This window comes from Streptomyces sp. NPDC043861 (genome assembly GCF_056435905.1).
The window spans coordinates 511,772-536,208 of sequence record NZ_JBWKDP010000002.1 but is presented as its reverse complement, the minus strand read 5'-3'; the positions used below and the strand labels follow the sequence as shown (position 1 = coordinate 536,208).

21 protein-coding genes and 2 tRNA genes are annotated in these 24,437 nt (G+C 68.8%); 13 read left to right on the top strand and 10 right to left on the bottom strand.

What is annotated here, in order from left to right; all coding sequences use genetic code 11:
• The first annotated feature begins 124 nt into the window (after positions 1–124).
• The gene (locus tag AC068D_RS06930; RefSeq protein WP_478821894.1) at positions 125–763 is read left to right on the top strand and encodes a mycothiol-dependent nitroreductase Rv2466c family protein; all 639 of its coding nucleotides are present in this window, start codon (positions 125–127) and stop codon (positions 761–763) included.
• 185 nt (positions 764–948) lie between these two features.
• Here AC068D_RS06930 and AC068D_RS06925 read toward each other — a convergent pair whose 3' ends face one another.
• The 3 genes from AC068D_RS06925 to AC068D_RS06915 form a co-directional block, all read right to left on the bottom strand.
• Positions 949–1,584: a superoxide dismutase gene (locus AC068D_RS06925; protein WP_478821893.1), complete on the bottom strand. Its 636-nt coding sequence runs from the start codon at positions 1,582–1,584 to the stop codon at positions 949–951.
• A 161-nt stretch (positions 1,585–1,745) separates the two neighbouring features.
• Entirely contained in the window at positions 1,746–3,236 is a 1,491-nt protein-coding gene (locus AC068D_RS06920) for an amino acid permease (RefSeq protein WP_478821892.1), read from the bottom strand.
• A 177-nt stretch (positions 3,237–3,413) separates the two neighbouring features.
• On the bottom strand, positions 3,414–4,808 hold the full coding sequence (locus tag AC068D_RS06915) for an amino acid permease (protein ID WP_478821891.1): 1,395 nt from the start codon (positions 4,806–4,808) through the stop codon (positions 3,414–3,416).
• Positions 4,809–5,082: 274 nt separating this feature from the next.
• Between AC068D_RS06915 and AC068D_RS06910 the strand changes: the two genes are divergently transcribed.
• Positions 5,083–5,676, top strand: a complete 594-nt coding sequence (locus AC068D_RS06910) for a biotin transporter BioY (RefSeq protein WP_478821890.1) — start codon at positions 5,083–5,085, stop codon at positions 5,674–5,676.
• A gap of 123 nt (positions 5,677–5,799) precedes the next feature.
• Here the strand turns inward: AC068D_RS06910 and AC068D_RS06905 are convergent, their stop codons facing one another.
• The gene (locus AC068D_RS06905) at positions 5,800–7,233 is read right to left on the bottom strand and encodes an amino acid permease (RefSeq protein ID WP_478821889.1); all 1,434 of its coding nucleotides are present in this window, start codon (positions 7,231–7,233) and stop codon (positions 5,800–5,802) included.
• 181 nt (positions 7,234–7,414) lie between these two features.
• Here AC068D_RS06905 and AC068D_RS06900 point away from each other — a divergent pair, with 181 nt between their 5' ends.
• Both AC068D_RS06900 and AC068D_RS06895 read left to right on the top strand, forming a co-directional pair.
• Positions 7,415–7,909: a ribose-5-phosphate isomerase gene (locus AC068D_RS06900; RefSeq protein WP_478821888.1), complete on the top strand. Its 495-nt coding sequence runs from the start codon at positions 7,415–7,417 to the stop codon at positions 7,907–7,909.
• Positions 7,909–8,727 (top strand): Fpg/Nei family DNA glycosylase, encoded by an 819-nt coding sequence (locus AC068D_RS06895; RefSeq protein ID WP_478821887.1) that lies wholly within the window; start codon positions 7,909–7,911, stop codon positions 8,725–8,727. The genes AC068D_RS06900 and AC068D_RS06895 overlap by 1 nt, the downstream gene beginning before the upstream one ends.
• A gap of 111 nt (positions 8,728–8,838) precedes the next feature.
• On the opposite strand, the gene AC068D_RS06890 is transcribed toward AC068D_RS06895, so the two are convergent.
• The gene (locus AC068D_RS06890; protein WP_478821886.1) at positions 8,839–10,068 is read right to left on the bottom strand and encodes a GNAT family N-acetyltransferase; all 1,230 of its coding nucleotides are present in this window, start codon (positions 10,066–10,068) and stop codon (positions 8,839–8,841) included.
• 107 nt (positions 10,069–10,175) lie between these two features.
• Here AC068D_RS06890 and AC068D_RS06885 point away from each other — a divergent pair, with 107 nt between their 5' ends.
• Entirely contained in the window at positions 10,176–11,318 is a 1,143-nt protein-coding gene (locus AC068D_RS06885) for a SpoIIE family protein phosphatase (RefSeq protein WP_478821885.1), read from the top strand.
• Between the two features lie 151 nt (positions 11,319–11,469).
• On the top strand, positions 11,470–11,919 hold the full coding sequence (locus tag AC068D_RS06880) for an HD domain-containing protein (RefSeq protein ID WP_478821884.1): 450 nt from the start codon (positions 11,470–11,472) through the stop codon (positions 11,917–11,919).
• On the opposite strand, the gene AC068D_RS06875 is transcribed toward AC068D_RS06880, so the two are convergent.
• Entirely contained in the window at positions 11,867–13,033 is a 1,167-nt protein-coding gene (locus AC068D_RS06875; RefSeq protein ID WP_478821883.1) for an acyltransferase family protein, read from the bottom strand. The two genes, AC068D_RS06880 and AC068D_RS06875, sit on opposite strands and share 53 nt — an antisense overlap.
• A 404-nt stretch (positions 13,034–13,437) precedes the next feature.
• On the opposite strand from AC068D_RS06875, the gene AC068D_RS06870 reads away from it, so the two are divergent.
• Positions 13,438–13,632, top strand: coding sequence for a hypothetical protein (locus AC068D_RS06870; RefSeq protein ID WP_478821882.1), 195 nt, complete (start codon positions 13,438–13,440; stop codon positions 13,630–13,632).
• A 194-nt stretch (positions 13,633–13,826) separates the two neighbouring features.
• Here the strand turns inward: AC068D_RS06870 and AC068D_RS06865 are convergent, their stop codons facing one another.
• A complete protein-coding gene (locus tag AC068D_RS06865) occupies positions 13,827–14,333 on the bottom strand; it encodes a hypothetical protein (protein WP_478821881.1) in 507 nt (168 codons plus the stop codon).
• Positions 14,334–14,855: 522 nt separating this feature from the next.
• Positions 14,856–14,926: transfer RNA gene (locus AC068D_RS06860), tRNA-Gly, on the bottom strand.
• Between the two features lie 155 nt (positions 14,927–15,081).
• Here AC068D_RS06860 and AC068D_RS06855 point away from each other — a divergent pair.
• The 5 genes from AC068D_RS06855 to clpX all read left to right on the top strand — a co-directional run bounded on the left by AC068D_RS06855 (position 15,082) and on the right by clpX (position 19,963).
• Positions 15,082–15,158 (top strand) — tRNA-Pro (locus tag AC068D_RS06855).
• 191 nt (positions 15,159–15,349) lie between these two features.
• A complete protein-coding gene (tig, locus tag AC068D_RS06850) occupies positions 15,350–16,735 on the top strand; it encodes a trigger factor (RefSeq protein WP_478821880.1) in 1,386 nt (461 codons plus the stop codon).
• A 425-nt stretch (positions 16,736–17,160) separates the two neighbouring features.
• Positions 17,161–17,766: an ATP-dependent Clp protease proteolytic subunit gene (locus tag AC068D_RS06845; RefSeq protein WP_478822034.1), complete on the top strand. Its 606-nt coding sequence runs from the start codon at positions 17,161–17,163 to the stop codon at positions 17,764–17,766.
• Between the two features lie 92 nt (positions 17,767–17,858).
• A complete protein-coding gene (locus AC068D_RS06840; RefSeq protein ID WP_351566859.1) occupies positions 17,859–18,536 on the top strand; it encodes an ATP-dependent Clp protease proteolytic subunit in 678 nt (225 codons plus the stop codon).
• Positions 18,537–18,679: 143 nt separating this feature from the next.
• On the top strand, positions 18,680–19,963 hold the full coding sequence (gene clpX, locus AC068D_RS06835; RefSeq protein ID WP_318106826.1) for an ATP-dependent Clp protease ATP-binding subunit ClpX: 1,284 nt from the start codon (positions 18,680–18,682) through the stop codon (positions 19,961–19,963).
• 78 nt (positions 19,964–20,041) lie between these two features.
• Here the strand turns inward: clpX and AC068D_RS06830 are convergent, their stop codons facing one another.
• A complete protein-coding gene (locus AC068D_RS06830; protein ID WP_478821879.1) occupies positions 20,042–20,302 on the bottom strand; it encodes a hypothetical protein in 261 nt (86 codons plus the stop codon).
• Positions 20,303–20,644: 342 nt separating this feature from the next.
• A complete protein-coding gene (locus AC068D_RS06825; protein ID WP_478821878.1) occupies positions 20,645–21,667 on the bottom strand; it encodes a hypothetical protein in 1,023 nt (340 codons plus the stop codon).
• A gap of 137 nt (positions 21,668–21,804) precedes the next feature.
• On the opposite strand from AC068D_RS06825, the gene AC068D_RS06820 reads away from it, so the two are divergent.
• Positions 21,805–24,426: a valine--tRNA ligase gene (locus tag AC068D_RS06820; RefSeq protein ID WP_478821877.1), complete on the top strand. Its 2,622-nt coding sequence runs from the start codon at positions 21,805–21,807 to the stop codon at positions 24,424–24,426.
• Positions 24,427–24,437: the final 11 nt, after the last annotated feature.

Here is a 24,437-nt window from a genome sequence, read left to right as displayed (position 1 = left end):
TCCTTCGTGTCTCGTTCGAACGCCACCGATCCTCGCACGCGCGGCCGGCCGCAGGCGTCCGGGGAATGCCCTCGGCCGTCGGAGGTGTTGGCCCCCTGAATGCGCATCCCACCCGAGGAGAGACATGTCCGAGAGCAGGACCCCTGCCGACTTCTGGTTCGACCCGCTGTGCCCGTGGGCCTGGATGACGTCCCGCTGGATGCTCGAGGTGGAGAAGGTCCGCCCGGTGGACGTCCGCTGGCACGTCATGAGTCTGGCCGTGCTCAATGAGGGCAGGCTGGACGAACTGCCCGCCACGTACCGCGAGGCCCTCAAGGACGCCTGGGGTCCGGTCCGAGTCGTCATCGCCGCCCAGCAGAAGCACGGCGACGACGTCGTCGGCCCGCTCTACACCGCGCTTGGCACGCGCATCCACAACGAGGGTCGCGGTGCCACCCCCGAGGTGATCCTGGAGGCCCTGGAGGCGGTGGGGCTTCCCGCGGAGCTTGCGGACTACGCCGAGTCGGACGCGTACGACATCGAGCTGCGCGCCTCGCACAAGGAAGGCATCTCCAAGGTCGGTGAGGACGTCGGCACGCCGGTCATCGCGGTGCCCGGCGACAACGGCGAGCAGATCGCCTTCTTCGGTCCGGTCGTCACCCCTGCTCCCCAGGGCGAGGAGGCGGCCAGGCTGTGGGACGGGACGCTGCTGGTGGCGTCGGTACCGGGCTTCTACGAGATCAAGCGGACCCGTACGAAGGGTCCGGACTTCTCCAATCTGTGAGGCGCCCGAAGCCTCGGAGGATCTCCGGCCCATGAGCACCCGGCGGGCTGGATGCGCTCGAAAGGCGTGGAGGACGCATACGGAAGGGCCCCCGCGAGTCACGTCCTCGCGGGGGCCCTTCTTCTCTCCGCCCGCCGGTGAACGTTGAGAAGACGATCACGAGCAGGGCGACTCGGGGGCTCCGGTCACGGAGCGATGAGCGGGGTCCGCTCCTTGGCCTCGGAGTAGCGCTTCGCCACGTCCTGCCAGTTGACGACCTTCCACATGGCCTCGATGAAGTCCACCTTCTGGTTCTTGTACTGGAGGTAGAAGGCGTGCTCCCAGGCGTCGAAGACCAGGATCGGGACGGATCCCTGGCCGACATTGCCCTGGTGGTCGTAGACCTGCTCGACGATGAGCCGTCCGCTGACCGGCTCGTGTGCGAGCACGCCCCAGCCCGAACCCTGGGTGGTCGCTGAGGCCTTGGACAGCTGCGTCCTGAACTTCTCGAAAGAGCCGAAGGACTCGGCGATCGCGTCCGCGAGCTCGCCGACACCGTCCTTCTCCAGCGGCTCGCCGCCGCCGTCACCGGACATGTTGTGCCAGTAGATGCTGTGCAGGATGTGCCCGGAGAGATGGAACGCGAGGTTCTTCTCCAGGCCGTTGATCGCTCCCCACTGATCCTTGTCGCGCGCCTCCGCCAACTGCTCCAGCGTGTCGTTGGCCCCCTTGACGTAGGCGGCGTGGTGCTTGTCGTGGTGCAGCTCGATGATCTGCGGGTTGATCACCGGCTCGAGCGCCGCGTAGTCGTACGGGAGTTCAGGAAGCGTGTAAATGGCCATGTCCGAGCCCTCCGACTGCTTATTGCAAGGTATTCGCAAATGCAGGCTAGCAGCAAGAGGATGCCATCAAGATCAGCCCTCGGCCCAGAACGCGGAGGACCCCCGGGCCGTGGTGGCCCGGGGGTCCGGCCTGCTGCACGGGAGCGCCCGCGCGGGAAGGGTCAGCGGTCGCCGGCGGCCGTCCCGGTACCCGCGTCGGCAGTCCGCTCCGCGCCGGTCGCGCCGTCCGGCCGCTCCGCGGTGTCCGGGGCCGGCCGGCGCCGCTGCAGGACGAAGCCGCAGACGGCCAGCACCAGGGTCATCGCACCGGTCGCGAGCAGCTGATCACGGGTGTCGGGCTGACGGAGCATCAGGACGAAGATGCCGAGCATGCCCGCGATGGCGACCCAGGTGAGCACCGGGTACAGCCACATCCGCACCACGAGCTTCTCCGGGGCCTCGCGCTCGGTGCGCCGCCGCAGCAGCAGCTGGGAGACGGCGATGAAGAGCCAGACGACGAGGATCACCGCGCCGATCATGTTCAGCAGCCACGGGAAGACGTCGTCGGGGCGCCAGTAGCTGAGCAGCACGCACAGGAAACCGAAGACCGAGGACACGAGTACGGCGATCCGCGGCACACCGCCGGAGACCCTGCCGACCGCCTTCGGGCCCTGGCCGCGGGCGACCAGCGAGTACGCCATGCGGGAGGCGCCGTAGATGTTGGCGTTCATTGCCGAGAGCAGCGCGACCAGCACCACGACCTGCATCACGGTGCCCGCGCCCGGGATGTCCAGGTGGTTCAGCGCGGTGACGTACGGGCCCTTGTCCGGGTTGGCGACGTCCGGGTCGTCCCAGGGCACCAGCGTCACGATGACCGCCATCGAGCCGATGTAGAAGAGCGCGATACGCCACATCGCCGTACGCACGGCCTTCGCCACGCCCTGGACGGGGTGCTCGGACTCCGCGGCCGCGATGGTGACCGTCTCCAGGCCGCCATAGGCGAACACGGACGCGAGCAGACCGATGACGAGGCCCTCGGAGCCGTTCGGCAGGAAGCCGCCGTCCCCGGTGAGGTTGGCGGTCCCGGGGGCGTCCGTGCCGGGCAGGACGCCGAGGATCGCGAGGCCGCCGAGGACCAGGAAGAGGGTGATGGCGCCGACCTTGAGTGCCGCGAACCAGAACTCGAACTCGCCGAAGTTCTTCACAGCGGCCAGGTTGGTTCCGCAGAACACCAGCATGAACAGCGCGACCCAGGCCCACTCCGGTGTGCCGGGCAGCCAGCCGCTGACGATCTTCGCCGCGCCGATGCCCTCCAGGCCGACGGCGACGGACAGCAGCACCCAGAACGACCAGCCGGCCGTGAAGCCGGCCCAGGGTCCGATGGCCCGCTCGGCGTGCACCGAGAAGGACCCGGAGGCCGGGTTGGCCGCCGACATCTCTCCCAGCATGCGCATCACCAGCATGACCAGCACGCCGGATACCGCATAGGCGATGACGATCGACGGGCCGGCGGCGGCGATTCCGGCGCCGGAGCCGACGAAGAGACCGGCGCCGATCACACCGCCGAGGGCGATCATCGACAGGTGGCGCTGCTTGAGGCTGTGCGCGAGCGCCGCCGAGCCGACATTGCCGTCGGTGACGGGCGCCGGCGCGGGCGCCGAAGTGCGAGACATGGACGTGCCCTGTTCATCAGCGGGTAAGGGGAATCCACAGTGTGGGCCCCGTCCCGCTCAGGGAGCACGGCCGACCGCTATACGGACAAGATGCTCACACAATGTGAAGACGCGGGCACTTCTTGATCGCTTGGCGCACAACTCCCGTACCCCATGGGCATGTCGACCCCCGACCCGTCAGACGCGGCCCGACCGCCTGTCGCGCAACTCCCTCACCCATGCGACCAGCAGCACCGCCACCGTGGCCCCCGAGGACCACAGCACCTGCGGCCGCGCCTCGTCGTCACCCAGCATGAGCAGCAGCACGGCCGCCATCCCCGCCAGTGCCAGCCACGTCAGCCAGGGGAAGCCCCACATCCTCAGCGTCAGCTTCTCCGGCGCCTCGCGCTCGATACGCCGCCGCAGCCGCAGCTGTGACACCGCGATCAGTGCCCAGACGAACAGCAGCACCGCGCCCACCGCGTTGAGCATGTAGAGGAAGACGGAGTCCGGCCACTTCAGATTGAGCAGTACGGAGATGAAGCCGAAGGCCACGGAAGCGAACACGGCCCGTCGCGGGACCCCGCCGGGCGACACGGTGAGCAGGCCCGACGGTGCCTCGCCGCGCTCGGCGAGCGAGAAGACCATCCGCGAGGAGCCGTACAGATTGGCGTTGAGGGCGGACAGCAACGCCACGAACACCACGATGTTCATGATCTGTCCGGCCGCGGGGACCCCGATGGCATCGAGGACGGCGACGTACGGGCTCTGCCCGGGCTTCATCGCCGTCCACGGCAGCACGGTCACGATGACCAGCATCGAGCCGACGTAGAAGAGGAGGATGCGCCACACCGCACTGCGCACTGCACGCCCGACCGCGCGGGCCGGGTCCTCGGACTCGGCGGCCGCGATGGTGACGACCTCCAGGCCCCCGAAGGCGAAGATCACCGCGAGGACGCCGGACACCACGCCCTCCCAGCCGCCCGGGAGGAATCCGCCCTGACCGGTGAGGTTGCGGAGCCCCACCGGATCGGTCTCCGGCAGCACTCCGAAGATCGCCAGTGTTCCCAGCAGCAGGAACAGGACGATCGCGCCGACCTTGAGTGCGGCGAACCAGAACTCGAACTCGCCGAAGTTCTTCACGGCAGCGAGATTGGCCGCGGTGAACACCACCATGAAGATCAGCACCCAGGCCCACTGGGGCACACCGGGCACCCAGCCGTTCGCGATCGTCGCCGCGCCCGTCGCCTCCACGGCGAGGACGACCACCAGCAGGAACCAGTAGAGCCAGCCCACGCTGAACCCGGCCCAGCGGCCCAGTGCCCGCTCCGCGTGCACCGAGAAGGCGCCCGACGCGGGCATGGCTGCCGACATCTCGCCGAGCATCCGCATCACCAGCATCGCCAGCGCGCCCGCGAGCAGGTACGACACGACGATTCCGGGCCCGGCGACCGAGATCCCGGCGCCCGAGCCGACGAAGAGGCCGGCCCCGATCACCCCGCCGAGGCCGAGCATCGTGAGATGGCGCTGCTTCAGCCCGTGCGAGAGCGGTTCGTCCTGGGTGGCCAACGGGCTGGGCGGTGCTTCGTGCATGGTGCTCGGACTCTCGGGGCTCTCGGAGATTTGGCAGGAATCCACAGTCTCTCCGAGGCCCTTCCCCATCACCAAAACGGGCTCCCGGGCCCTCCACCTCAGTGACGAGCATCACGCGCGCACGGTGCGTACCCGGATCGCTTTGTGCGAACTCCACCAACCTGCTGACCAGTGCTTTGTCATCGACCGACGGTGATCGTGCCGTCACCCGTGGACTAGCGTCGCCATGTCCACACCGATTTCGGTCGTCGTCCCTCACCCTCGCGGAGTCCCGATGAGCACTGCTGCCGCCCCTGTCCGGTCCGGACTCGTTCTCGCCGATCTGCTGCCCGCCGGTCGTACCAGGTCCGCCGTGGACGCAGCGCTCGTCGTCGGCGGAGCCGTGCTCACGGGTGTCGCGGCCCAGATCTCGGTCCCCGTTCCCGGCTCACCGGTTCCGGTCACCGGCCAGACCTTCGCCGCGCTGCTCGTCGGCACCGCACTCGGCGCCCGCCGCGGCTTCCTCTCCCTCGCGCTGTACACGATCGCCGGCGTGGCGGGCATGCCGTGGTTCGCCCAGGCGACGTCCGGATACGCGATGCCGTCCTTCGGCTACATCCTCGGCATGCTGCTCGCCGCCACCGTGGTCGGTGCCCTCGCCCGCCGCGGCGCGGACCGTTCCGTCCTGCACACGGCCGGTGCGATGGCGCTGGGCTCCGCGATCATCTATGCGGTCGGCGTCCCCTACCTCTCCCTGGCCACCGGAATGACGCTCGGTCAGGCCGTCGCCGCGGGTCTCACCCCGTTCCTGATCGGTGACGCGCTCAAGGCGGCACTCGCCATGGGCGTCCTGCCGGCGGCGTGGAAGGCCGTCGGCCGTCGCGGCTGATCACCCTGCGTGCGCCCTCTGCACAGCAGACAAGGCCGAATGCACAGCAGACAAGGCCGAAGCCCCGGCCCGCGGAAAGCGGGCCGGGGCTTCGGCGTTGGGCGCATACGGAGCTGTGGGCCGTCAGGCCTCGACGGCTGCCTTGCGCCTGCGGTCGAGGACGAAACCGATGGCCAGCACGACGGCCGCGACCAGCAGCGACAGCAGCACGACCTCGCGGTTGGCGTCGTCGAAGAGCATGTAGCCGAGGACGAAGACGATCATCGCGGCGGTGGCCCAGGTCAGATACGGGAAGAGCCACATCCTCACCGTCAGCTTCTCCGGCGCCTCGCGCAGCAGGATCCCGCGCATCCGCAGCTGGGTGAAGCAGATCACCAGCCAGACGAAGAGTGCGACCGCGCCCGACGAGTTCAGCAGGAAGAGGAAGACGGTGTCCTTGAACGCGTAGTTGAAGTAGACGGCGGCGAAGCCGAACACGACCGAGGCCAGGATGGCCACGGTCGGCACGCCCTTGGCGTTGACCTTGGCGAAGGCCTTCGGCGCGTCACCGCGCTCACCGAGCGAGAAGGCCATGCGCGAGGCGGTGTAGAGGCCCGAGTTCAGGCAGGACAGCACCGCCGTCAGGACGATCACGTTCATGATCTGGCCGGCGTGCGGGATGCCGATGGAGTCCAGGGCCGCGACGTAGGAGCCCTTCTCGGTGATCGACTTGTCGTTCCACGGCAGCAGCGTCAGGACGACGAAGATCGAGCCCAGGTAGAAGACGGCGATGCGCCAGATGACGCTGTTGGTGGCCTTGGTGACCGCGCGACGGGGGTCCTCGGACTCACCGGCGGCCAGTGTGACGATCTCGCTGCCCATGAAGGAGAAGACGACCATCAGCACACCGGTGAGGATGGCGCCCGCGCCGTTGGGCAGGAAGCCGCCGGCGTCGGTCAGGTGCGCGAAGCCCGCGCCGGGGTTGTCGGAGCCCGGCAGCACGCCGAAGACGGCCAGCAGGCCGATGACCACGAAGGCGCCGATGGCGACGACCTTGATTCCCGCGAACCAGAACTCGAACTCGCCGTACGACGAGACCGAGGCGAGGTTCGTCGCGGTCAGCACGACCATCACGATCAGTGCCCAGGCCCACTGCGGTACGGAGGGGACCCAGCCCTCGAGGATCACCGCACCGGCGGTGGCCTCGACCGCCAGCACGACGACCCAGAAGAACCAGTAGAGCCAGCCGATGGAGAAGCCTGCCCAGCGGCCGAGTGCCCGGTCGGCGTACGCCGAGAACGAGCCCGAGTTGGGGCTGGCGGCAGCCATCTCACCGAGCATCCGCATCACGAAGACGACCAGCGCACCGACGAGCAGGTACGACACGAGGATGGCGGGACCGGCAGCGGCGATGCCGCCGGAGGACCCGACGAACAGTCCTGCGCCGATCACGCCACCGATGGCGATCATGGACAGATGGCGGTTCTTCAGTCCGGCCTTGAGACCGTCGGAAGGCTGCGGAATACCGGGTTCTCCGGTGTTTCCGCCTGCCTTCGTAAGGGTCGGCTGGGGGTTCATGGACGATTCCTTACGTGTGCGAGTCGCTCGGGTGACGAGCCTCCGCATTCAAACCGGTGACCCGCCCGTACGGAAGTCCTGACTCCGGATCGTGATGAGGGGCACTCGCTCCCGGCCACGCCCAGGCCGTCGTCCCGACCCGCTGACCGCTACCCGGCATCGCGCATGCCACACTCGGATCATGCGCGTGTACCTCGGCTCCGACCATGCCGGCTTCGAACTCAAGAACCACCTCGTCCAGTGGCTCACGGCCCATGGCCACGAGCCCGTCGACTGCGGCCCGCACATCTACGACGCCCAGGACGACTATCCGCCGTTCTGTCTGCGCGCCGCCGAGCGGACGGCTGCGGACCCGGACAGCCTGGGCATCGTGATCGGCGGCTCCGGCAACGGCGAGCAGATCGCCGCCAACAAGGTCAAGGGCGTGCGCGCCGCGCTCGCCTGGAGCGAGCAGACCGCCGCGCTCGGACGCGAGCACAACGACGCCAATGTGATCTCCATCGGCGGCCGGATGCACTCACAGGAGGAGGCGACGAAGTTCGTCGAGATCTTCCTCGCGACCCCTTACTCGGGTGAGGAGCGTCACACCCGTCGTATCGAGATGCTCTCGGTGTACGAGACCACGGGTGAGCTCCCGCCGATCCCGGCCCACCACCCGCAGGAGCCGACCGCCTGATGCCCGAGGGGCACACGATCCACCGACTGGCCGCCGACTACCGTGAACGGTTCGGCGGCCGGTCCGTGCGGGTGACCAGCCCGCAGGGGAAGTTCACCGACTCCGCGGCGCTGCTCGACGGCGCCGTGCTGGAACGCACCGAGGCGCACGGCAAGCATCTCTTCCTCGGCTTCCGCGGCCCGGGCGCCGAGGAATGGGTCCATGTCCACCTCGGTCTCTTCGGCAAGGTGAACTTCGGCGACGCCCCGGCGCCCCCGCCCACCGAGACCGTGCGGCTGCGGATCGCAGATCCCGAGTCGTACGTCGACCTGCGCGGACCCACCACATGTGCCCTGATCACGGATCCCGAGAAGGGTGCGATACACGACCGCCTCGGGCCCGACCCGCTGCGCCCGGCCGACGGCCCCGAGCGCGCGTGGGCCCGGATCTCCCGCTCCCGTACCTCCATCGCGGCCCTGCTGATGGACCAGAAGGTCGTCGCGGGCGTCGGCAACGTCTATCGCGCGGAGGTCCTCTTCCGTCACGGCATCGATCCGTACCGGGTGGGTAGGGAACTCACGGAACGCGAGTGGAACGCCCTCTGGGCGGATCTGGTCGCGCTCATGCGTGAAGGCGTGCGCAACAACCGCATCGACACCGTCCGCCCCGAGCACACCCCGGAGGCCATGGGCCGCCCGCCCCGTGTGGACGACCACGGTGGTGAGGTCTACGTCTACCGCCGGGCAGCCATGCCCTGCCACATCTGTGGCGGCGAGATCCGCACCGCCGGTCTCGCCGCCCGCAATCTCTTCTGGTGCCCGGCCTGCCAGCCTGCCTAGTGCCCCGGACCGCGACCGGGCGGTCCGGTCCGGGGCGGTCGGGCGCCCGGGGCGCCCGGGGCGGCCGGGGCGGCCGGGGCGGCCGAGCGGCCCGGGGGATGCGGCACCCGTTCAGAAACCGTGCGGCAGCCACGGCGCGGCGTCCGAGCCGAAGGCGAGCGACGCCCCGGTGAGCGCGCCGCCCCGCAACTCCCGCACCCGCCCCGCGCCGGCCAGCGAGGACAGGGTCACCCCACCCAGATACGCCGCGCCCAGCTCCCGCACCGACAGCGCCAGCTCCGCCGGGTCCTCGGTCCGCTCGCACGATGCGCCCTTCGCATCGCCCGTGAGCCGCCAACGCCCTTCGTTCCAGGGGCAGAACGCGTCCTCGACCTCGAACACCACATCGACCGGTGTGCGATAGGTCCGCGCCGCCAGCGCGGCACCCACGTCCACCAGCCGTACGTGCATGGAGTCCCGCACCGCGGCACGGCAGCGCCGGATGTCGCTGACCAGTTGCCACAGCGAGTCGTCAACCGGCCTGTTCCGCACGCGAACGGTCGAGGTCAGATCGATGGCGAACAGGAAGCGCCAAAGGGCCGCGTATGCCGCCGGATCCAGCGCGTCGATGTCCCGCAGAGTGATCGACCCCTCCGGTCCCGACGCATTCCACTCCGGCTTGTTGTGGAAGCGGACATAACCCACCACCTCGCCGTTCCGCTCGGCCACTGCGCACTGCATCGGCGATGCCCCCTCGCGCTCGGACGGTGGGTCGAGCAGCGGCAGCTGCTCCCAACCGGGTGTCCGGGCGAGCATCCCGGGCCGTGTGCCGATCGTGCGCAGGTACACCGCCTCGCACGCCCCGGCCGCCTCCTCGACCGGCATGAACCGCAGCCGTACGTCGTCCGTCCCCGGTGGCGCGATGATCCGCACCCGGGACGTGTCGATCTCCGCACTCATCTGATAAGTCCCCACGCCGTACCCGAACCGGCCATAGATGTCCGGCTCGGACGCCGTAAGTACGGCAAGCGGCTCGCCCCGTTCGCGTACGTCGTCCAGCTGACGCCGCATCATCGACGTCAGCACTCCGCGCCGCCGGTGCGTGGAGGCGACGCTCACCATGGTCACTCCGGCAGCGGGAACGAACGCGCCGCCGGGCACCGAGACCTCGTAACTGAACGCCCCGGCCGTACCCACGCACTCGTCGCCGTCCCACGCGGCGATCGACCGGTCGAACTCGGTCAGCGCGCGGAACAGCTCTCGCTCCTGACGGGGTTCGGCGACACCGCCGAAGGCGCGCTCCAGCATCCCGTACCACATGTCCCACTCGGGCTGCCGCAGTACCCGCAGTTCAGTTGTCATATGCCATCCCTACCAGCGGCGTGCGGTCCGTCGCGACCCGATTTCCCACGCAATGTCACGGGGGTCCCCCTGCACGCGGCCCGGGCGGGTGGATAGGGTCCACGACGATGGCACGTGGCGCAGCAGACTCGATCACGGCCCGGCTGCGGAGGACCGCACACCGGGTCCGCACCGGGCTGCGCAAGTCCGGGGTCGACTACTTCCGGGGCGACGGCTCCGACTGGATCGCCCTCGTGGGGCTGCTCCTGACCATCCCGGCGATCGCCTGCGGCACGATCGCGATGCCGGTCTGGTTCTCACCGGCGGCACTCGTGCTGCCCATCGTGGCCGGCGGACTGCTGCTGCGGCCCGCCAGTCTCCTGGGTCTGTACGCGGCGGCCGCCTGCGCCATGATCGTCGAGTCCCTCGCACTCGGCCCGTATCTGGAGGGCCCGGCACGGGTCACCCCGGGAACGGTGCTCACCGTGGCGGCCTGCGGATTCTTCGGGCTGCTCATCGCACAGTTCAGGGCCCGGGTCGGCGTGCCCTGGCGGCGCGGCGGGACCATGCTCTTCGACCTGCGCGAACGCATCCGGGTGCAGAGCGCGCTGCCCCGGCTCCCGAGCGGCTGGCACCGCGAGATGGCGCTGCGACCCGCCGGCGGGCAGTCCTTCTCCGGCGACTTCGTGGTCGCGGCCCGTACGAACGGCGGCCGCACGCTCGAGGTCGTCCTCACCGACGTCTCGGGCAAGGGCATGGACGCGGGCTCACGCGCCCTCCTGCTGTCCGGCGCCTTCGGCGGGCTTCTCGGTTCGCTCCCGCCTCACGGATTCCTTCCCGCGGCCAACGGCTATCTGCTCCGCCAGGACTGGGACGAGGGCTTTGCGACCTCCGTCCATCTCGTCCTCGACCTCGACTCCGGTGACTACGAACTCTTCTCGGCCGGCCATCTCCCGGCCCTCCAGCTGCAGGCGGGCACGGGACGCTGGGAGGAGAAGGCCGCCGAGGGGCCGCTGCTCGGTGTGTACGACGGCGCCCAGTTCGACCCGATAAAGGGCACTCTGCGGCCCGGTGATGTGCTGATGCTCTTCACCGATGGGCTGGTGGAGGCGTCGGACCGCGAGATCGCGGAAGGCATGGACCGGCTGACCGGCGAGGCGGACCGGTACGTCGCGACCGGCTTCGAGGGGGCCGCCTGGCATCTGATCGAGGCCGTGGCCAAGGACGTCAACGACGACCGGGCGCTGCTGCTGCTCTGCCGCAACGTCTGAGCCGACCGTCGCCCCGGCCCCCTGGCGGCGGACGCGCCGTCCGGCTGTGCCGCGTGCTGCAGCTGGGGAGGCCGCCATGGGCCTTCCGCCCCGGCTCCCGGAAGAGGAATCCGCCCGAAGGCCCGGCGCCCGGCGCCGTAGAGTCGGAGCCATGCCGAATCTCACGCCGGCCCAGGTCGAAGCCATCGCCCGCGACGCCCATGCGGGGCAGACGGACAAGGCAGGACGGCCGTACGCCGAGCACATCAAGGCCGTCGCCGACGGTGTACGGGCCCGGGGCGGGAGCGAGGACCAGATCGCGGCCGCCTGGCTGCACGACACGATCGAGGACGGCGTGCTCTCCCGGGAGTGGCTGGCCGGTGCCGAACTCCCGCAGCACGTCAAGGACATGGTCCTGGCGATGACCAAGGGCGAGGGCGAGGACATCGAGTCGTACACACGGCGCATCCTCGCCACTCCCGGCACCCTGCTCATCAAGGAGTCCGACCTCGCGCACAATGCGGACCCGGCCCGGCTCGCCCTGCTGGACGAGCCCACCCGGGACCGGCTCACCGAGAAGTACGCGACGATGCGGCGGCTGCTGGGCCTGACAGGCGCTTGACGTCCCGGCGGAACGCCCATGACAGCTCGGGCTCCGTCACGAACCGCAGCGCCCTGCGCACCGGAGGTGTGCACAGCACCGTCACTGCGGCGGCCGCGGTCAGGGTGACCGCGATCTCTCCGCTGGGCCGGGCCAGCCACGGGTTCTCCGTCACAAGGTCCAGGTAGTCGATGGTCTTCACCAGGAAGCCGTGCAGCAGATACCCGCAGATGGTGCCCGCACCCAGCACGGTGAACCAGGTCTGCCGGCGCGGCACCCAGGCCAGGAAGGCGGCGGTGAGCAGCAGCGAGCAGGCGAACAGGCCGAGCGTCATGGCAGGCCCCGCCCACCAGGGCGCACCCAGGTCCCCGGCCCCGGCCGAGCGGTAGAACCAGCGCATCCCCAGATCCGGCGCGATCCAGTAGGTGAACACCGCCGCTCCCGCGACCACGGGGAGCGCCAGTAGCCGTACCTCACGCCGCCGCACCTGCTGGAAGTGGACCGGCTTCAGCGTGAGCCCCAGGACGAAGAAGGGCAGGAACTGCAGCACGCGCTGGAGATCGAGATCGGCACCGATGCCCGGGGTCATGGAACCGAACACGGCGATGACGAGCGCGACGGGCAGCGGCCAGCGGATCGCGCGCCACAGCGGCGTCGACAGCCGCCAGATGAACAGGGCCAGCAGGAACCAGGTGAGATAGAACGGGTCGGTCAGGCTGAAGGGGTGCCCGGGATCGTCGTCGGCCCACCGCTTGTAGAGCGTGTACGCCACCTCGAAGACGACGTACGGCACGATCACCCCGCCCACCAGCCGCCGCAACTGCTCGGGCTTTGCCGTGAAGCTCCGCGAGAAGTAGCCCGAGATGATGATGAACGCCGGCATGTGGAACGTGTAGACGAACATGTACAGCGCTCTGGTGGCGCGGCTGCCGTCCATCACCGGTTCCCAGGCGTGCGCCACCGCGACCAGCACGATGGCCAGGTACTTGGCGTTGTCGAAGTAGGGGTCGCGTCTTCTGGCCGGCGCAGCCGGGCGTGCTGGATCCGCCGTCGCCGTCGTCGCACGGACAGGCTCCGGCTCCCGGGAGGCCTCGGGGAGCCGGTCCCTCTGCAATCCATTCGGAGCGTGGAACATTCGAGGCACCCTAGCCTTGCGTAATCCATTCCGTAAAACCCGTGCGAGGGTCCGTCCCGGTCCGCCCATTCACCACTGAAACAGTGGCCAAACGCCCGATATGCCCCAATTAATCCCTCTTAAACAGTGCAAATCAACACGCTGAATGACCGGGTGAATTTCCTCACCGTTATTTGTTGAATTTCCTGTGGTCCGGCTGTGTGTATTTCGCTCCGGCGGGTAAACGTCAAGCGTCGGCCAGGCGGTCCCGCCGGCGGGCGGGCCGCGCTGATGCGACCCGGACGCCGACGGTGTGTCACCTGGCAGCCATCGGCCGGAGGTTGGTGGCACGATGGAGGCATGGGGGTGTGCCGGGCCGCATACTCCCGCGCGGGCAAGCGGACCGACCGAGGGTGTGATCAGTTGTGGCCATTTCACTGTCTGTGGTGCTGCTGTTGGCGATCATCCTCGTGGTGATGGTCCGCGGGGGCTCGATCAAGGCCGGACCCGCGATCGTCGCGGCACTGTTCGGCTTCTTCCTCGCCTCGACGGGCATGGCGCCGTCGATCAATAACTTTCTCAACTCGATAGCGGACTCGATCAACGCGATCAGATTCTGACGACGCCATCGGATTCGGCCGGATGATCGAGAAGTGGCTGGATCCAATTGCGGTTCCGGCTGGTCGGCTTCCTCCGATTGCCGGCAACACGCCTCCGCCCGGGTCACGGTGCCGCAGCGGGCTGAGGTGGATGTGCTCAGCCGTACCGAGGGGCGCGCCGGTCGTGTGCGCCCTGCCGCTGACCGGTCACGGCACTAGCCACCCGAGCCTTCCGCCCATACACGCAGGAGGTCCTCACGCGTGCCCGGTTTCGGCGTGCCGTTGCCGCTGTTCTGCCGGCCCCAGGCCGCGACGGTCCGCGGATCGGCCGTGCCCGCCACGAACCCGGCCAGCAAGGACTGGGAGAGAGCGATCTCCTCCGGGCCGTAACCAGCGACTGCCGCGTACACCGGTACCTCGTCCACGCCGCCCGCCGTCTCCAGGGCGAGAACCATCTCCGGCGGCTCGTTCCCGACCCCGGTCACCGCGGTGAGCAACGTCTCCAGGGCTGTCCCCAGTCGTCCGGCCGGCGTGCCGCGCACGGGCGCTGCCTCGACAGCCGCAGACCGCAGGGCCGCCCATGTCCAGGCCCGGGTGTCACCGCCGGGGCCCACGGCCTCCACACCCTCGGCGGTGAGCCTGGCGCAGCGCCCGTCCGCCGCCGGCGGGGAACCCACGTACACCGAGTCCTCGGCGATCCAGAACAGTCCAATCATTGCCACGGCGCACTCCCGTCCGGTCTTCCCTGCGTGGGGTGCGCACGAGCCTCGCGCTCCACGCCGGCACAGCCCCCGATGGTCGCGTGTTCATCGCGCCGAGAAGGCGACGCCCCGCCGGGACCGCGTCAACAGGCAGGCGAACGCATCAGGGTCGTACAGCAGGGCGAATCTCCGTGTGCAGCACGGAATGTCGCGCGACGTGGGGCAGAACGCCGGTGAAGGTGCGCGGCCGCTGCGGACGACCGGCACCCGCCGGGTCCATGGCCGGACCGTACCGGTCGGCAGCCGGGGCGACCGGCGACCGCCGCAGTAGGGGTGGCGAAGGCGATCGGGCCGGCACCGGGAGTCCGGAGTTCCATGATCTCCGCCACACGGGAACACCCCCACTCCGCGCTCCCGTGGTCGTCGAGCAGGCCCGCAAACAGGATCCCGGCTCGAACGGGCGCACAGGCCGGAGAAGGGCCGGAAACGAACTCAGGGCCAGGTCGGGGAAATGAACCTCCGACCTGGCCCTGAGCCATCAAGAGCGGGCGACGGGAATCGAACCCGCGTAGCTAGTTTGGAAGACTAGGGCTCTACCATTGAGCTACGCCCGCGAGGACCGCGCCACGGGTGGTGAACGCCGCGGCACGAAGAGCATCGTAGCGGGTCCCCGGCGGTGACCGCACACCCCATTCGGTGCGCCGGGCGTGCGTGCCGGAAAAGCGGCCGAAGCAGCGCCTGCGGGCATGTACCCTACGTGTCGCACCGACGGGGTGTGGCGCAGCTTGGTAGCGCGTCCGCTTTGGGAGCGGAAGGCCGTGGGTTCAAATCCCGCCACCCCGACCATCACTCAATGATCACCGCACAAGGTCGCGTTGTGGGGCTCATCCCGCTTGCGGTTACTATGCAAGCTGTGTGCCCGTGTGTCTGACGAGTGTCTGAAGAGCCGGGCCCTATCCGCTGAGCCGCCGCCGGACATCACACCCCGCGGTGACCGCAGCAGAACCCCAGTATTCAGCCACCAAGGAGACCGAACCGTGAAGAGCGCCGTGGAGACCCTGAACCCGACCCGGGTTCGGCTCACTGTCGAGGTGCCCTTCGAGGAGCTCAAGGCCAGCCTCGACGCGGCGTACAAGAAGATCAACCAGCAGGTCACGGTCAAGGGCTTCCGTAAGGGCAAGATCCCGGCCCGGGTCATCGACCAGCGGTTCGGCCGCGGTGCGGTGCTGGAGGAGGCCGTCAACGACGCCCTCCCGAAGTTCTACACCGAGGCGGTCAATGAGGCGGAGATCAACCCGCTCGGCCAGCCCGAGGTCGACATCACGGAGCTGAAGGACGGCGAGACGCTGAACTTCACCGCCGAGGTCGACGTCCGACCGACCATCGAGATCCCGGACTACTCCGGCATCGAGGTCGAGGTCGACGCGATCGAGGTCAGCGACGAGGACGTCGAGAAGTCCGTGGAGCAGCTCCGCTCCCGCTTCGCGACCACCAACCCGGTCGAGCGCGCCGCCGCCGATGGCGACGTCGTCACCGTCGACCTGGTGGCCAAGGTCGACGGCGAGACCCTCGCGGACGGCGTTGCTGACGGCGTGCAGTACACGATCGGCTCCGGCGAGCTCCTCGAGGGCATCGACGAGGCCGTCACCGGTCTGGAGGCCGGTGGTGAGGCCACCTTCACCTCCGAGCTGAAGGGCGGATCGGCCGAGGGCAAGGAGGCCGAGGTCACCGTCAAGGTCACTCAGGTCGCCTCCCGTGAGCTCCCCGAGCTGGACGACGAGTTCGCGCAGATGGCCAGCGAGTTCGACACCCTCGACGAGCTGAAGGCCGACAGCCGCAAGCGCCTCGAGAACATGAAGCAGTACGACCAGGCCACCCAGGCCCAGGAGCGTGTCCTGGACAAGCTCCTCGAGCTGGTCGAGGTCCCGATCCCCGAGAAGCTCCTCGAGGACGAGATCAACACCCGTAAGCACAACCTGGAGCACCACCAGCTCGGTCAGATGGGCATCGACCTCGCCAAGTACCTGGAGATCCAGGGCAAGACCGAGGAAGAGTTCGTCTCCGAGACCAAGGACCAGGCGGTCAAGGGCATCAAGACCCAGTTCGTGCTCGACGAGCTGGTCTCCCGCGAGAAGCTGAACGTCAGCCAGGAGGAGCTCACCGAGCACCTCATGCGCCGTGCTGCTTCCTCCGGCATGTCCCCCGACCAGTTCGCCCAGGCCGTCGTCGAGGGCGGCCAGGTGCCGATGCTCGTCGGCGAGGTCGCTCGCGGCAAGGCGCTGGCCACGGTCGTCGAGTCCGCCACGGTCAAGGACACCAAGGGTGAGGTCGTCGACCTGAGCGACGACGAGGACGAGGTCGAGGAGGCCGCCGAGGTCGCCGCCGCGGCGTCCGGCGACGCCGACGAGAAGACCGAGGCCTGAGCCTCGCGCTCGACCGAAGCCTGAGCTTGGCGCCGGCTCCGTACGACGGGAGTCGTACGACGGGCCCGGCCGCGCCCCGTGCGCGGCCGGGCCCGTCGTCGTACTGGCCCGTCGTCGTACTGGCCCGTCGTCGTACTGGCCCGTCGTCGTACTGGCCCGTCGTCGTACTGGCCCGTCGTCGTACCGGTCCCGGGCCGACGGCGCGCGGCCCGGCCGCGCGCCCCCGCACCTTGCGCTCCCAGCGAACAGTTCGGGAACCGGGATGGCGCCCGCCCACCAGCGCGTTAGGGTCCTTGAATACGAGGGCAGGGGACTCTCCGCCCCGGGGCCAGTCCTGGGCAGCGGGGCCGGCCCTCGGCAGTACTGAAGACGCTGAGACGGCCGCAGCCGTCAGAGACGAGCAGGTGGATTACGTGACGATTCTGATGCCTAACGCCGCCGGTGAGCCGTCCATCGGTGGAGGCCTCGGCGACCAGGTCTACAGCCGGCTGCTCGGCGAGCGCATCATCTTCCTGGGCCAGCAGGTCGACGACGACATCGCCAACAAGATCACGGCGCAGCTCCTTCTCCTGGCTGCAGACCCCGAGAAGGACATTTACCTCTACATCAACAGCCCCGGTGGCTCGGTGACGGCCGGCATGGCGATCTACGACACCATGCAGTACATCCCGAACGACGTCGTCACCATCGGCATGGGCATGGCCGCTTCGATGGGCCAGTTCCTGCTCACCGGCGGCGCCACCGGCAAGCGCTTCGCGCTGCCGCACACCGACATCCTGATGCATCAGGGCTCGGCCGGTATCGGCGGTACGGCCTCGGACATCAAGATCCAGGCCGAGTACCTGCTCCGGACCAAGCAGCGGATGGCGCAGATCACCGCCCACCACTCCGGCCAGACCGTCGACACGATCATCCGCGACGGCGACCGCGACCGCTGGTTCACCGCCGAGGAAGCCAAGGACTACGGGCTCATCGACGAGATCATCTCCGCCGCTTCGGGCGTTCCGGGCGGCGGCGGCACCGGGGCCTGAGCCTCCGTACCGGGGGCCCCTCCGGCCCCCGGACCGAGAACCCGGACCCGGCCCGCCCACCCATACCTTCAAGCCCGCTGAACGCCACCAGGATGGTGAACACCGATATGCAGAACAACCTCTCCGCGAGCGGCCTCTACACGGGCCCGCAGGTGGACAACCGCTATGTCGTCCCCCGCTTCGTCGAGCGCACCTCGCAGGGTGTGCGCGAGTACGACCCGTACGCGAAGCTCTTCGAGGAGCGCGTGATCTTCCTCGGCGTCCAGATCGACGATGCCTCCGCCAACGACGTCATGGCGCAGCTGCTGTGCCTGGAGTCGATGGACCCGGACCGCGACATCTCGATCTACATCAACAGCCCTGGTGGCTCCTTCACCGCGCTGACCGCCATCTACGACACCATGCAGTTCGTGAAGCCGGACATCCAGACGGTCTGCATGGGCCAGGCGGCCTCCGCCGCCGCCGTCCTGCTGGCAGCCGGCACCCCCGGCAAGCGGATGGCCCTTCCGCACGCCCGTGTGCTGATCCACCAGCCGTCCTCGCAGACCGGCCGGGAGCAGCTCTCGGACCTGGAGATCGCGGCCAACGAGATCCTCCGGATGCGTGAGCAGCTCGAGGAGATGCTGGCCAAGCACTCCTCGACGCCGATCGAGAAGGTCCGCGAGGACATCGAGCGGGACAAGATCCTGACCGCCGAGGACGCCCTTGCGTACGGCCTGGTCGACCAGATCGTGTCGACCCGTAAGAGCACGGCCGCAGCGGCCGCCTGACGCCCGACCTTCCCTTGGCGCGGTACACGTCAATGTGAACCGCGCCAAGGGGGGCCCGAACGAGGGGCCCGGCAAGGTACCGTCGGATATGAGGCACCAGGAGCCGCTGAACCAAGCGCTCCCAGGCGAAGGGGAAGCACCTCGTGGCACGCATCGGTGATGGCGGCGACCTGCTCAAGTGCTCGTTCTGCGGAAAGAGCCAGAAGCAGGTGAAGAAGCTCATCGCAGGCCCCGGGGTGTACATCTGCGACGAGTGCATCGACCTCTGCAACGAGATCATCGAGGAGGAGCTCGCCGAGACCTCCGAGGTGCGGTGGGAGGAACTCCCGAAGCCGCGCGAGATCTACGAGTTCCTCGAGGGGTACGTCGTCGGGCAGGAGCCCGCGAAGAAGGCCCTCTCGGTCGCGGTGTACAACCACTACAAGCGTGTCCAGGCCGGTGAGAACGGCGGCGCGCAGGGCCGGGACGACGCGATCGAGCTCGCCAAGTCCAACATTCTGCTGCTGGGCCCCACGGGCTCCGGCAAGACACTGCTGGCCCAGACGCTGGCCCGCATGCTCAACGTCCCGTTCGCCATCGCCGACGCCACGGCGCTCACCGAGGCGGGCTATGTGGGCGAGGATGTCGAGAACATCCTGCTGAAGCTGATCCAGGCCGCGGACTACGACGTCAAGAAGGCCGAGACCGGGATCATCTACATCGATGAGATCGACAAGGTCGCCCGAAAGAGCGAAAACCCGTCGATCACACGGGATGTGAGCGGTGAAGGCGTCCAGCAGGCACTGCTGAAGATCCTGGAGGGCACGACCGCCTCGGTCCCGCCCCAGGGCGGACGGAAGCACCCCCACCAGGAATTCATCCAGATCGACACGACCAACGTCCTCTTCATCGTCGGCGGCGCCTTCGCCGGCCTGGAGAAGATCATCGAATCGCGCGCGGGCGCCAAGGGCATCGGTTTCGGCGCCACGATCCGCTCCAAGCGCGAGATCGAGGCGAGCGACCAGTTCCAGGAGGTCATGCCCGAGGACCTGGTGAAGTTCGGCATGATCCCCGAGTTCATCGGCCGACTGCCGGTCATCACCTCGGTGCACAACCTGGACCGTGAGGCACTGCTCAAGATCCTGGTCGAGCCGCGCAACGCCCTGGTCAAGCAGTACCAGCGCCTCTTCGAACTCGACGGTGTCGAGCTGGACTTCGACCGCCCGGCCCTCGAGGCCATCGCCGACCAGGCGATCCTGCGCGGCACGGGCGCGCGCGGTCTGCGGGCCATCATGGAAGAGGTCTTGATGTCGGTGATGTACGAGGTGCCTTCCCGCAAGGACGTGGCCCGCGTCGTCATCACGGCGGACGTGGTCCACAACAACGTGAACCCGACGCTGGTGCCGCGGATCGTGAAGAACGACGGGCGGCACGAGAAGAGCGCGTAGCGCTGGACGCACGTACGAAGACCGAGGCGCCCGGCCGGTTCGACGAACCGGCCGGGCGCCTCGGTGCCGTTTCTGCCGCTACCCCCAGTGGAGATTGGTTCCTTTGGCCGTGTCGCACATCATTTTCAGAGTGTTGCCGTCAAACACTCCCACCTGCGTCCAGGCCAGTCGGATGCCTCCGCTGTCCGTGGCAGAGGTTCCCCAGCTCTGGGATGTCCCGGAACCGGAGTGGAGACGCTTCCACGGCCAGGCGTGATTGGTGCCGTTGCTCTTGCGGGTGACGAGCCGGACGCCGACGGTCATTCCGTCCGCCTTGCGGTCCTGGACCGTGAGCGTCACAGGGTTCAGGCGCGTGCGGCTCGCGAAGTTCCACGTTCCCCCACCGGTTGCCGGCGGCGTGACGATGACACCGCCGATCACAGGGCTGCATCTCGAGTCGTAATGGGCCGCGGCAGCCGGTGTGGCGGCCAATGGCACGAGGAGGCATGCAACACCTCCAGCTATCGCATACATGGCTCGCCTGCGCACAATTGCCCCCAAGAATGGTCGAGTTGGTCAGACTTGATCGACTCCAGCCTATCGAATGCCAGTTCTGGATGGGAATGTCGAGAGGACCACTCGGACGCCGCGCCGGTCCCGCCGGCTGGTCGAGCGCCCCTCCGTGCCGTCTGTGCCCGCGGATCAGACCTTGGTGCGCGAGGCGTTGTAGAGCTTGGCCGCCAAGCCTGCGACCTCGTCCTGCGGGACGGCCTTGCCGCCCGTGCCCACGATCTGCGCCACGTTGATGACGTTCACGGCGGCGATGGTGCTGTAGTCGGCCCAGACGCAGATCGGAAGCTCGAGCTCCTTGGATCCGAAGCCCGACGGGGCAGCGTCGCCGGTGGGCGTGAACTTGGCGCTCTGGCACTTCATGAGCGCACCTTCGAAGCCTTCGGGCTCGACAGCGGTGGGGCTGCCGACCAGCTCGACCTTGAAGTCCTCCTCGTCGTCCTTCTCCCCCTCCTCGAGCTTCCGGAAGTAGCCGTCGATCGCCTTCTCCGGGTCGGGGATCTCGCCCCACAGTCCGTTGAGGCTCAGAGACTTCGCCTTCGACGGATCGCTCGGGTCCCCCGCCTTGTATGTGGCGCCCGCTTGCTGAGGGTTCTTGATCCCCAGGAGGGTTTCGACTTCCTTCTTCTCCTTGGCGGTAAGAGCCTCCGGGCTGTCCTTGTCCTTCTTGAACTCACCGACCGTGGCCGCCGGGGTGATCTTGTATCCCTTGGTGTCATCGGCCACCGCGCTGCCCCCGAGCACGAAGTACGCGCCCACGCCGATCGCCACGACCACGGCCACCCCGCCGATGACCAGGCCGGCCTTCTTGCCGCCGCCGCCCTGAGCCGGCGGGGGAGGCGGGTAGGCGCCCGGGCCTGCGCCGTACGGGGGCTGTCCCCCTGGGCCTTGCGGCCCGGGAGGTGCCCCCAGGGGCGGCTGGCCGTAGGGGCCGGGCTGCTGGGGCTGGGGGAATCCGTATCCCTGCTGCGGCGGCGGGGCCTGCTGCGGGTAGCCGTAGCCGGGCTGGGGTGCCTGCGGCGGCTGGCCGTAGCCGGGCTGCGGGGCCTGCGGCGGCTGGCCGTGAGGACCTGGCTGGCCGTAGGGGCCCGGCTGGCCGTACGGTCCGGGCTGCTGGGGCTGACCGCCGTACGGGCCCGGCTGGTTGTAGCTCATTACTGGGTTCCCCTCCAGATGCTTATGCGTACCGAACATCCTGTCGGAACGGGCGCAGGGCCGGGGCACCGGGGCTCACACCGTTACGGAACATTCCCGTTTCAGAACGGGACCGTGACACCTCTAAACTGTGGCCCGTGACCGAAAACACTCAGCAGCAGCCAGCCAGCAACCCCGAACTGCCGACCACGTACGCGCCGGCCGAGGTAGAGGGGAAGTTGTACGAGCGCTGGGTAGACCGCGGTTACTTCGAGGCGGACGCGAAGAGCGAGAAGCCCCCGTACACCGTCGTCATTCCGCCGCCGAACGTCACGGGCAGCCTGCACCTGGGCCATGCCTTCGAGCACACGCTGATCGACGCCCTCACCCGCCGCAAGCGGATGCAGGGCTACGAGACGCTCTGGCAGCCCGGCATGGACCACGCGGGTATCGCCACGCAGAACGTCGTCGAGCGTGAGCTCGCCAAGGAGGGCAAGTCCCGCCACGACCTGGGGCGTGAGGCGTTCGTCGAGCGCGTCTGGCAGTGGAAGGGCGAGTCCGGCGGCCAGATCTCCGGGCAGATGAAGCGTCTTGGTGACGGTGTCGCCTGGTCCCGTGAGCGTTTCACGATGGACGAGGGCCTGTCCCAGGCGGTCCAGACCATTTTCAAGAGGCTCTACGACGACGAGCTGATCTACCGCGCCGAGCGCATCATCAACTGGTGCCCGCGCTGCCTCACCGCCATTTCGGACATCGAGGTCGAGTACCAGGACGACGACGGCGAGCTCGTCTCGATCCGCTACGGGGAGGGCGAGGACTCCATCGTCGTCGCCACGACCCGTGCCGAGACGATGCTGGGTGACACGGCCGTCGCCGTCCACCCCGAGGACGAGCGCTACAAGCACCTCGTCGGCAAGGAGATCGAGCTGCCGCTCACCGGCCGCCGTATCCCGGTCGTCGCCGACGAGCACGTCGACCCCGAGTTCGGCACGGGCGCCGTCAAGGTCACGCCCGCGCACGACCCGAACGACTTCGAGATCGGCCAGCGGCACGGTCTGCCGAACCTCGCCGTCATGGACGAGCGCGCCGTCATCACCGCCCACGGCCCGTTCCAGGGCCTGGACCGCCTGGAGGCCCGCTCCGCGATCGTCGCCGCGCTGCGCGCCGAGGGCCGGATCGTCGCCGAGAAGCGTCCGTACGTCCACTCCGTCGGCCACTGCTCGCGCTGCAAGACCACGATCGAGCCGCGGCTGTCGATGCAGTGGTGGGTCAAGGTCGGCCCGCTGGCCAAGGCTGCCGGTGACGCCGTCCGTGACGGCAAGGTCAAGATCCATCCGCAGGAGATGGAGAAGCGGTACTTCGACTGGGTCGACAACCTCCACGACTGGTGCATCTCGCGTCAGCTGTGGTGGGGCCACCGCATCCCGGTCTGGTACGGCCCGGAGGGCGAGGTCGTCTGCGTCGGCCCCGACGAGGAGCCGCCGTCCGGCGAGGGCTGGCACCAGGACACCGACGTCCTCGACACCTGGTTCTCCTCCGGCCTGTGGCCCTTCTCCACGATGGGCTGGCCGGCGCAGACCGAGAGCCTCGCGAAGTTCTATCCGAACTCCGTCCTGGTCACCGGCTACGACATCCTCTTCTTCTGGGTCGCCCGGATGATGATGTTCGGCCTGTACGCGATGGAGGGTACCCCGCCGTTCCACACCATCGCCCTGCACGGGATGGTCCGCGACCAGTTCGGCAAGAAGATGTCGAAGTCCTTCGGCAACGCGGTCAACCCGCTGGACTGGATGGACAAGTACGGCTCCGACGCGCTGCGGTTCACCCTGGCCCGCGGCGCCAACCCGGGTGTCGACGTCCCGATCGGCGAGGACTGGGTCCAGGGCTCGCGCAACTTCGCCAACAAGATCTGGAACGCGACCCGCTTCGCGCTGATGAACGGCGCCACGGTCGAGGGCTCGATGCCGTCGCCCGAGCAGATGTCGGCGACGGACCGCTGGATCCTGTCGCGGCTGAACAGGGTGGTCGCCGAGGTCGACGCGTACTACGAGGACTACCAGTTCGCGAAGCTGTCCGACACGCTGTTCCACTTCGCGTGGGACGAGGTCTTCGACTGGTACGTCGAGCTGTCCAAGACCACGTTCATGGCCGGTGGCGAGCCCGCGAAGGTCTCCGCCCGCGTTCTGGGCGAGGTCCTCGACGTCACGCTGCGTCTGCTGCACCCGGTGGTCCCCTTCGTCACCGAGACGCTGTGGACCACGCTCACGGGCGGTGAGTCGCTCGTCATCGCCGACTGGCCCGGGGACTCCGGCTTCCGCGACGAGGCGGCGGAGAAGGAGATCGAGCTCGTCCAGCGGGTCGTCACCGAGGTCCGCCGGTTCCGCTCCGACCAGGGGCTGCAGCCCGGTCAGAAGGTCCCGGCCCGCCTCACCCTCGACGGCACCGCCCTGGCGCCGCACGAGGGCGCCATCCGACAGCTGCTGCGGCTGCAGCCGGAGGGCGAGTCGTTCCACGCGACGGCGACGCTGCCGGTCGCGGGTGCGGAGGTCGTGCTGGACCTGTCCGGGGCGATCGACGTCGCCGCGGAGCGCAAGCGGCTCGCGAAGGACCTGGCCGCTGCCGAGAAGGAGAAGGCCCAGGCCACGGCGAAGCTCGGCAACGAGGCGTTCCTGGCGAAGGCTCCGGACAATGTGGTCGAAAAGATCCGTGGCCGCCTCGCCAAGGCCGAGGAGGACATCGCGCGCATCGGCGCCCAGCTGGCGAACCTGCCGCAGGCCTGATCCGCTTCAGG

Coding starts and splice junctions, on each gene's coding strand:
- AC068D_RS06875 (WP_478821883.1), bottom strand. CDS start 13,033: ATGTTCCACGCTCCGAATGGATTGCAGAGGGACCGGCTCCCCGAGGCC.
- AC068D_RS06910 (WP_478821890.1), top strand. CDS start 5,083: ATGAGCACTGCTGCCGCCCCTGTCCGGTCCGGACTCGTTCTCGCCGAT.
- AC068D_RS06905 (WP_478821889.1), bottom strand. CDS start 7,233: ATGAACCCCCAGCCGACCCTTACGAAGGCAGGCGGAAACACCGGAGAA.
- AC068D_RS06900 (WP_478821888.1), top strand. CDS start 7,415: ATGCGCGTGTACCTCGGCTCCGACCATGCCGGCTTCGAACTCAAGAAC.
- AC068D_RS06880 (WP_478821884.1), top strand. CDS start 11,470: ATGCCGAATCTCACGCCGGCCCAGGTCGAAGCCATCGCCCGCGACGCC.
- AC068D_RS06895 (WP_478821887.1), top strand. CDS start 7,909: ATGCCCGAGGGGCACACGATCCACCGACTGGCCGCCGACTACCGTGAA.
- AC068D_RS06920 (WP_478821892.1), bottom strand. CDS start 3,236: ATGTCTCGCACTTCGGCGCCCGCGCCGGCGCCCGTCACCGACGGCAAT.
- AC068D_RS06845 (WP_478822034.1), top strand. CDS start 17,161: ATGCCTAACGCCGCCGGTGAGCCGTCCATCGGTGGAGGCCTCGGCGAC.
- AC068D_RS06840 (WP_351566859.1), top strand. CDS start 17,859: ATGGTGAACACCGATATGCAGAACAACCTCTCCGCGAGCGGCCTCTAC.
- AC068D_RS06825 (WP_478821878.1), bottom strand. CDS start 21,667: ATGAGCTACAACCAGCCGGGCCCGTACGGCGGTCAGCCCCAGCAGCCC.
- AC068D_RS06925 (WP_478821893.1), bottom strand. CDS start 1,584: ATGGCCATTTACACGCTTCCTGAACTCCCGTACGACTACGCGGCGCTC.
- AC068D_RS06915 (WP_478821891.1), bottom strand. CDS start 4,808: ATGCACGAAGCACCGCCCAGCCCGTTGGCCACCCAGGACGAACCGCTC.
- AC068D_RS06890 (WP_478821886.1), bottom strand. CDS start 10,068: ATGACAACTGAACTGCGGGTACTGCGGCAGCCCGAGTGGGACATGTGG.
- AC068D_RS06930 (WP_478821894.1), top strand. CDS start 125: ATGTCCGAGAGCAGGACCCCTGCCGACTTCTGGTTCGACCCGCTGTGC.
- AC068D_RS06885 (WP_478821885.1), top strand. CDS start 10,176: ATGGCACGTGGCGCAGCAGACTCGATCACGGCCCGGCTGCGGAGGACC.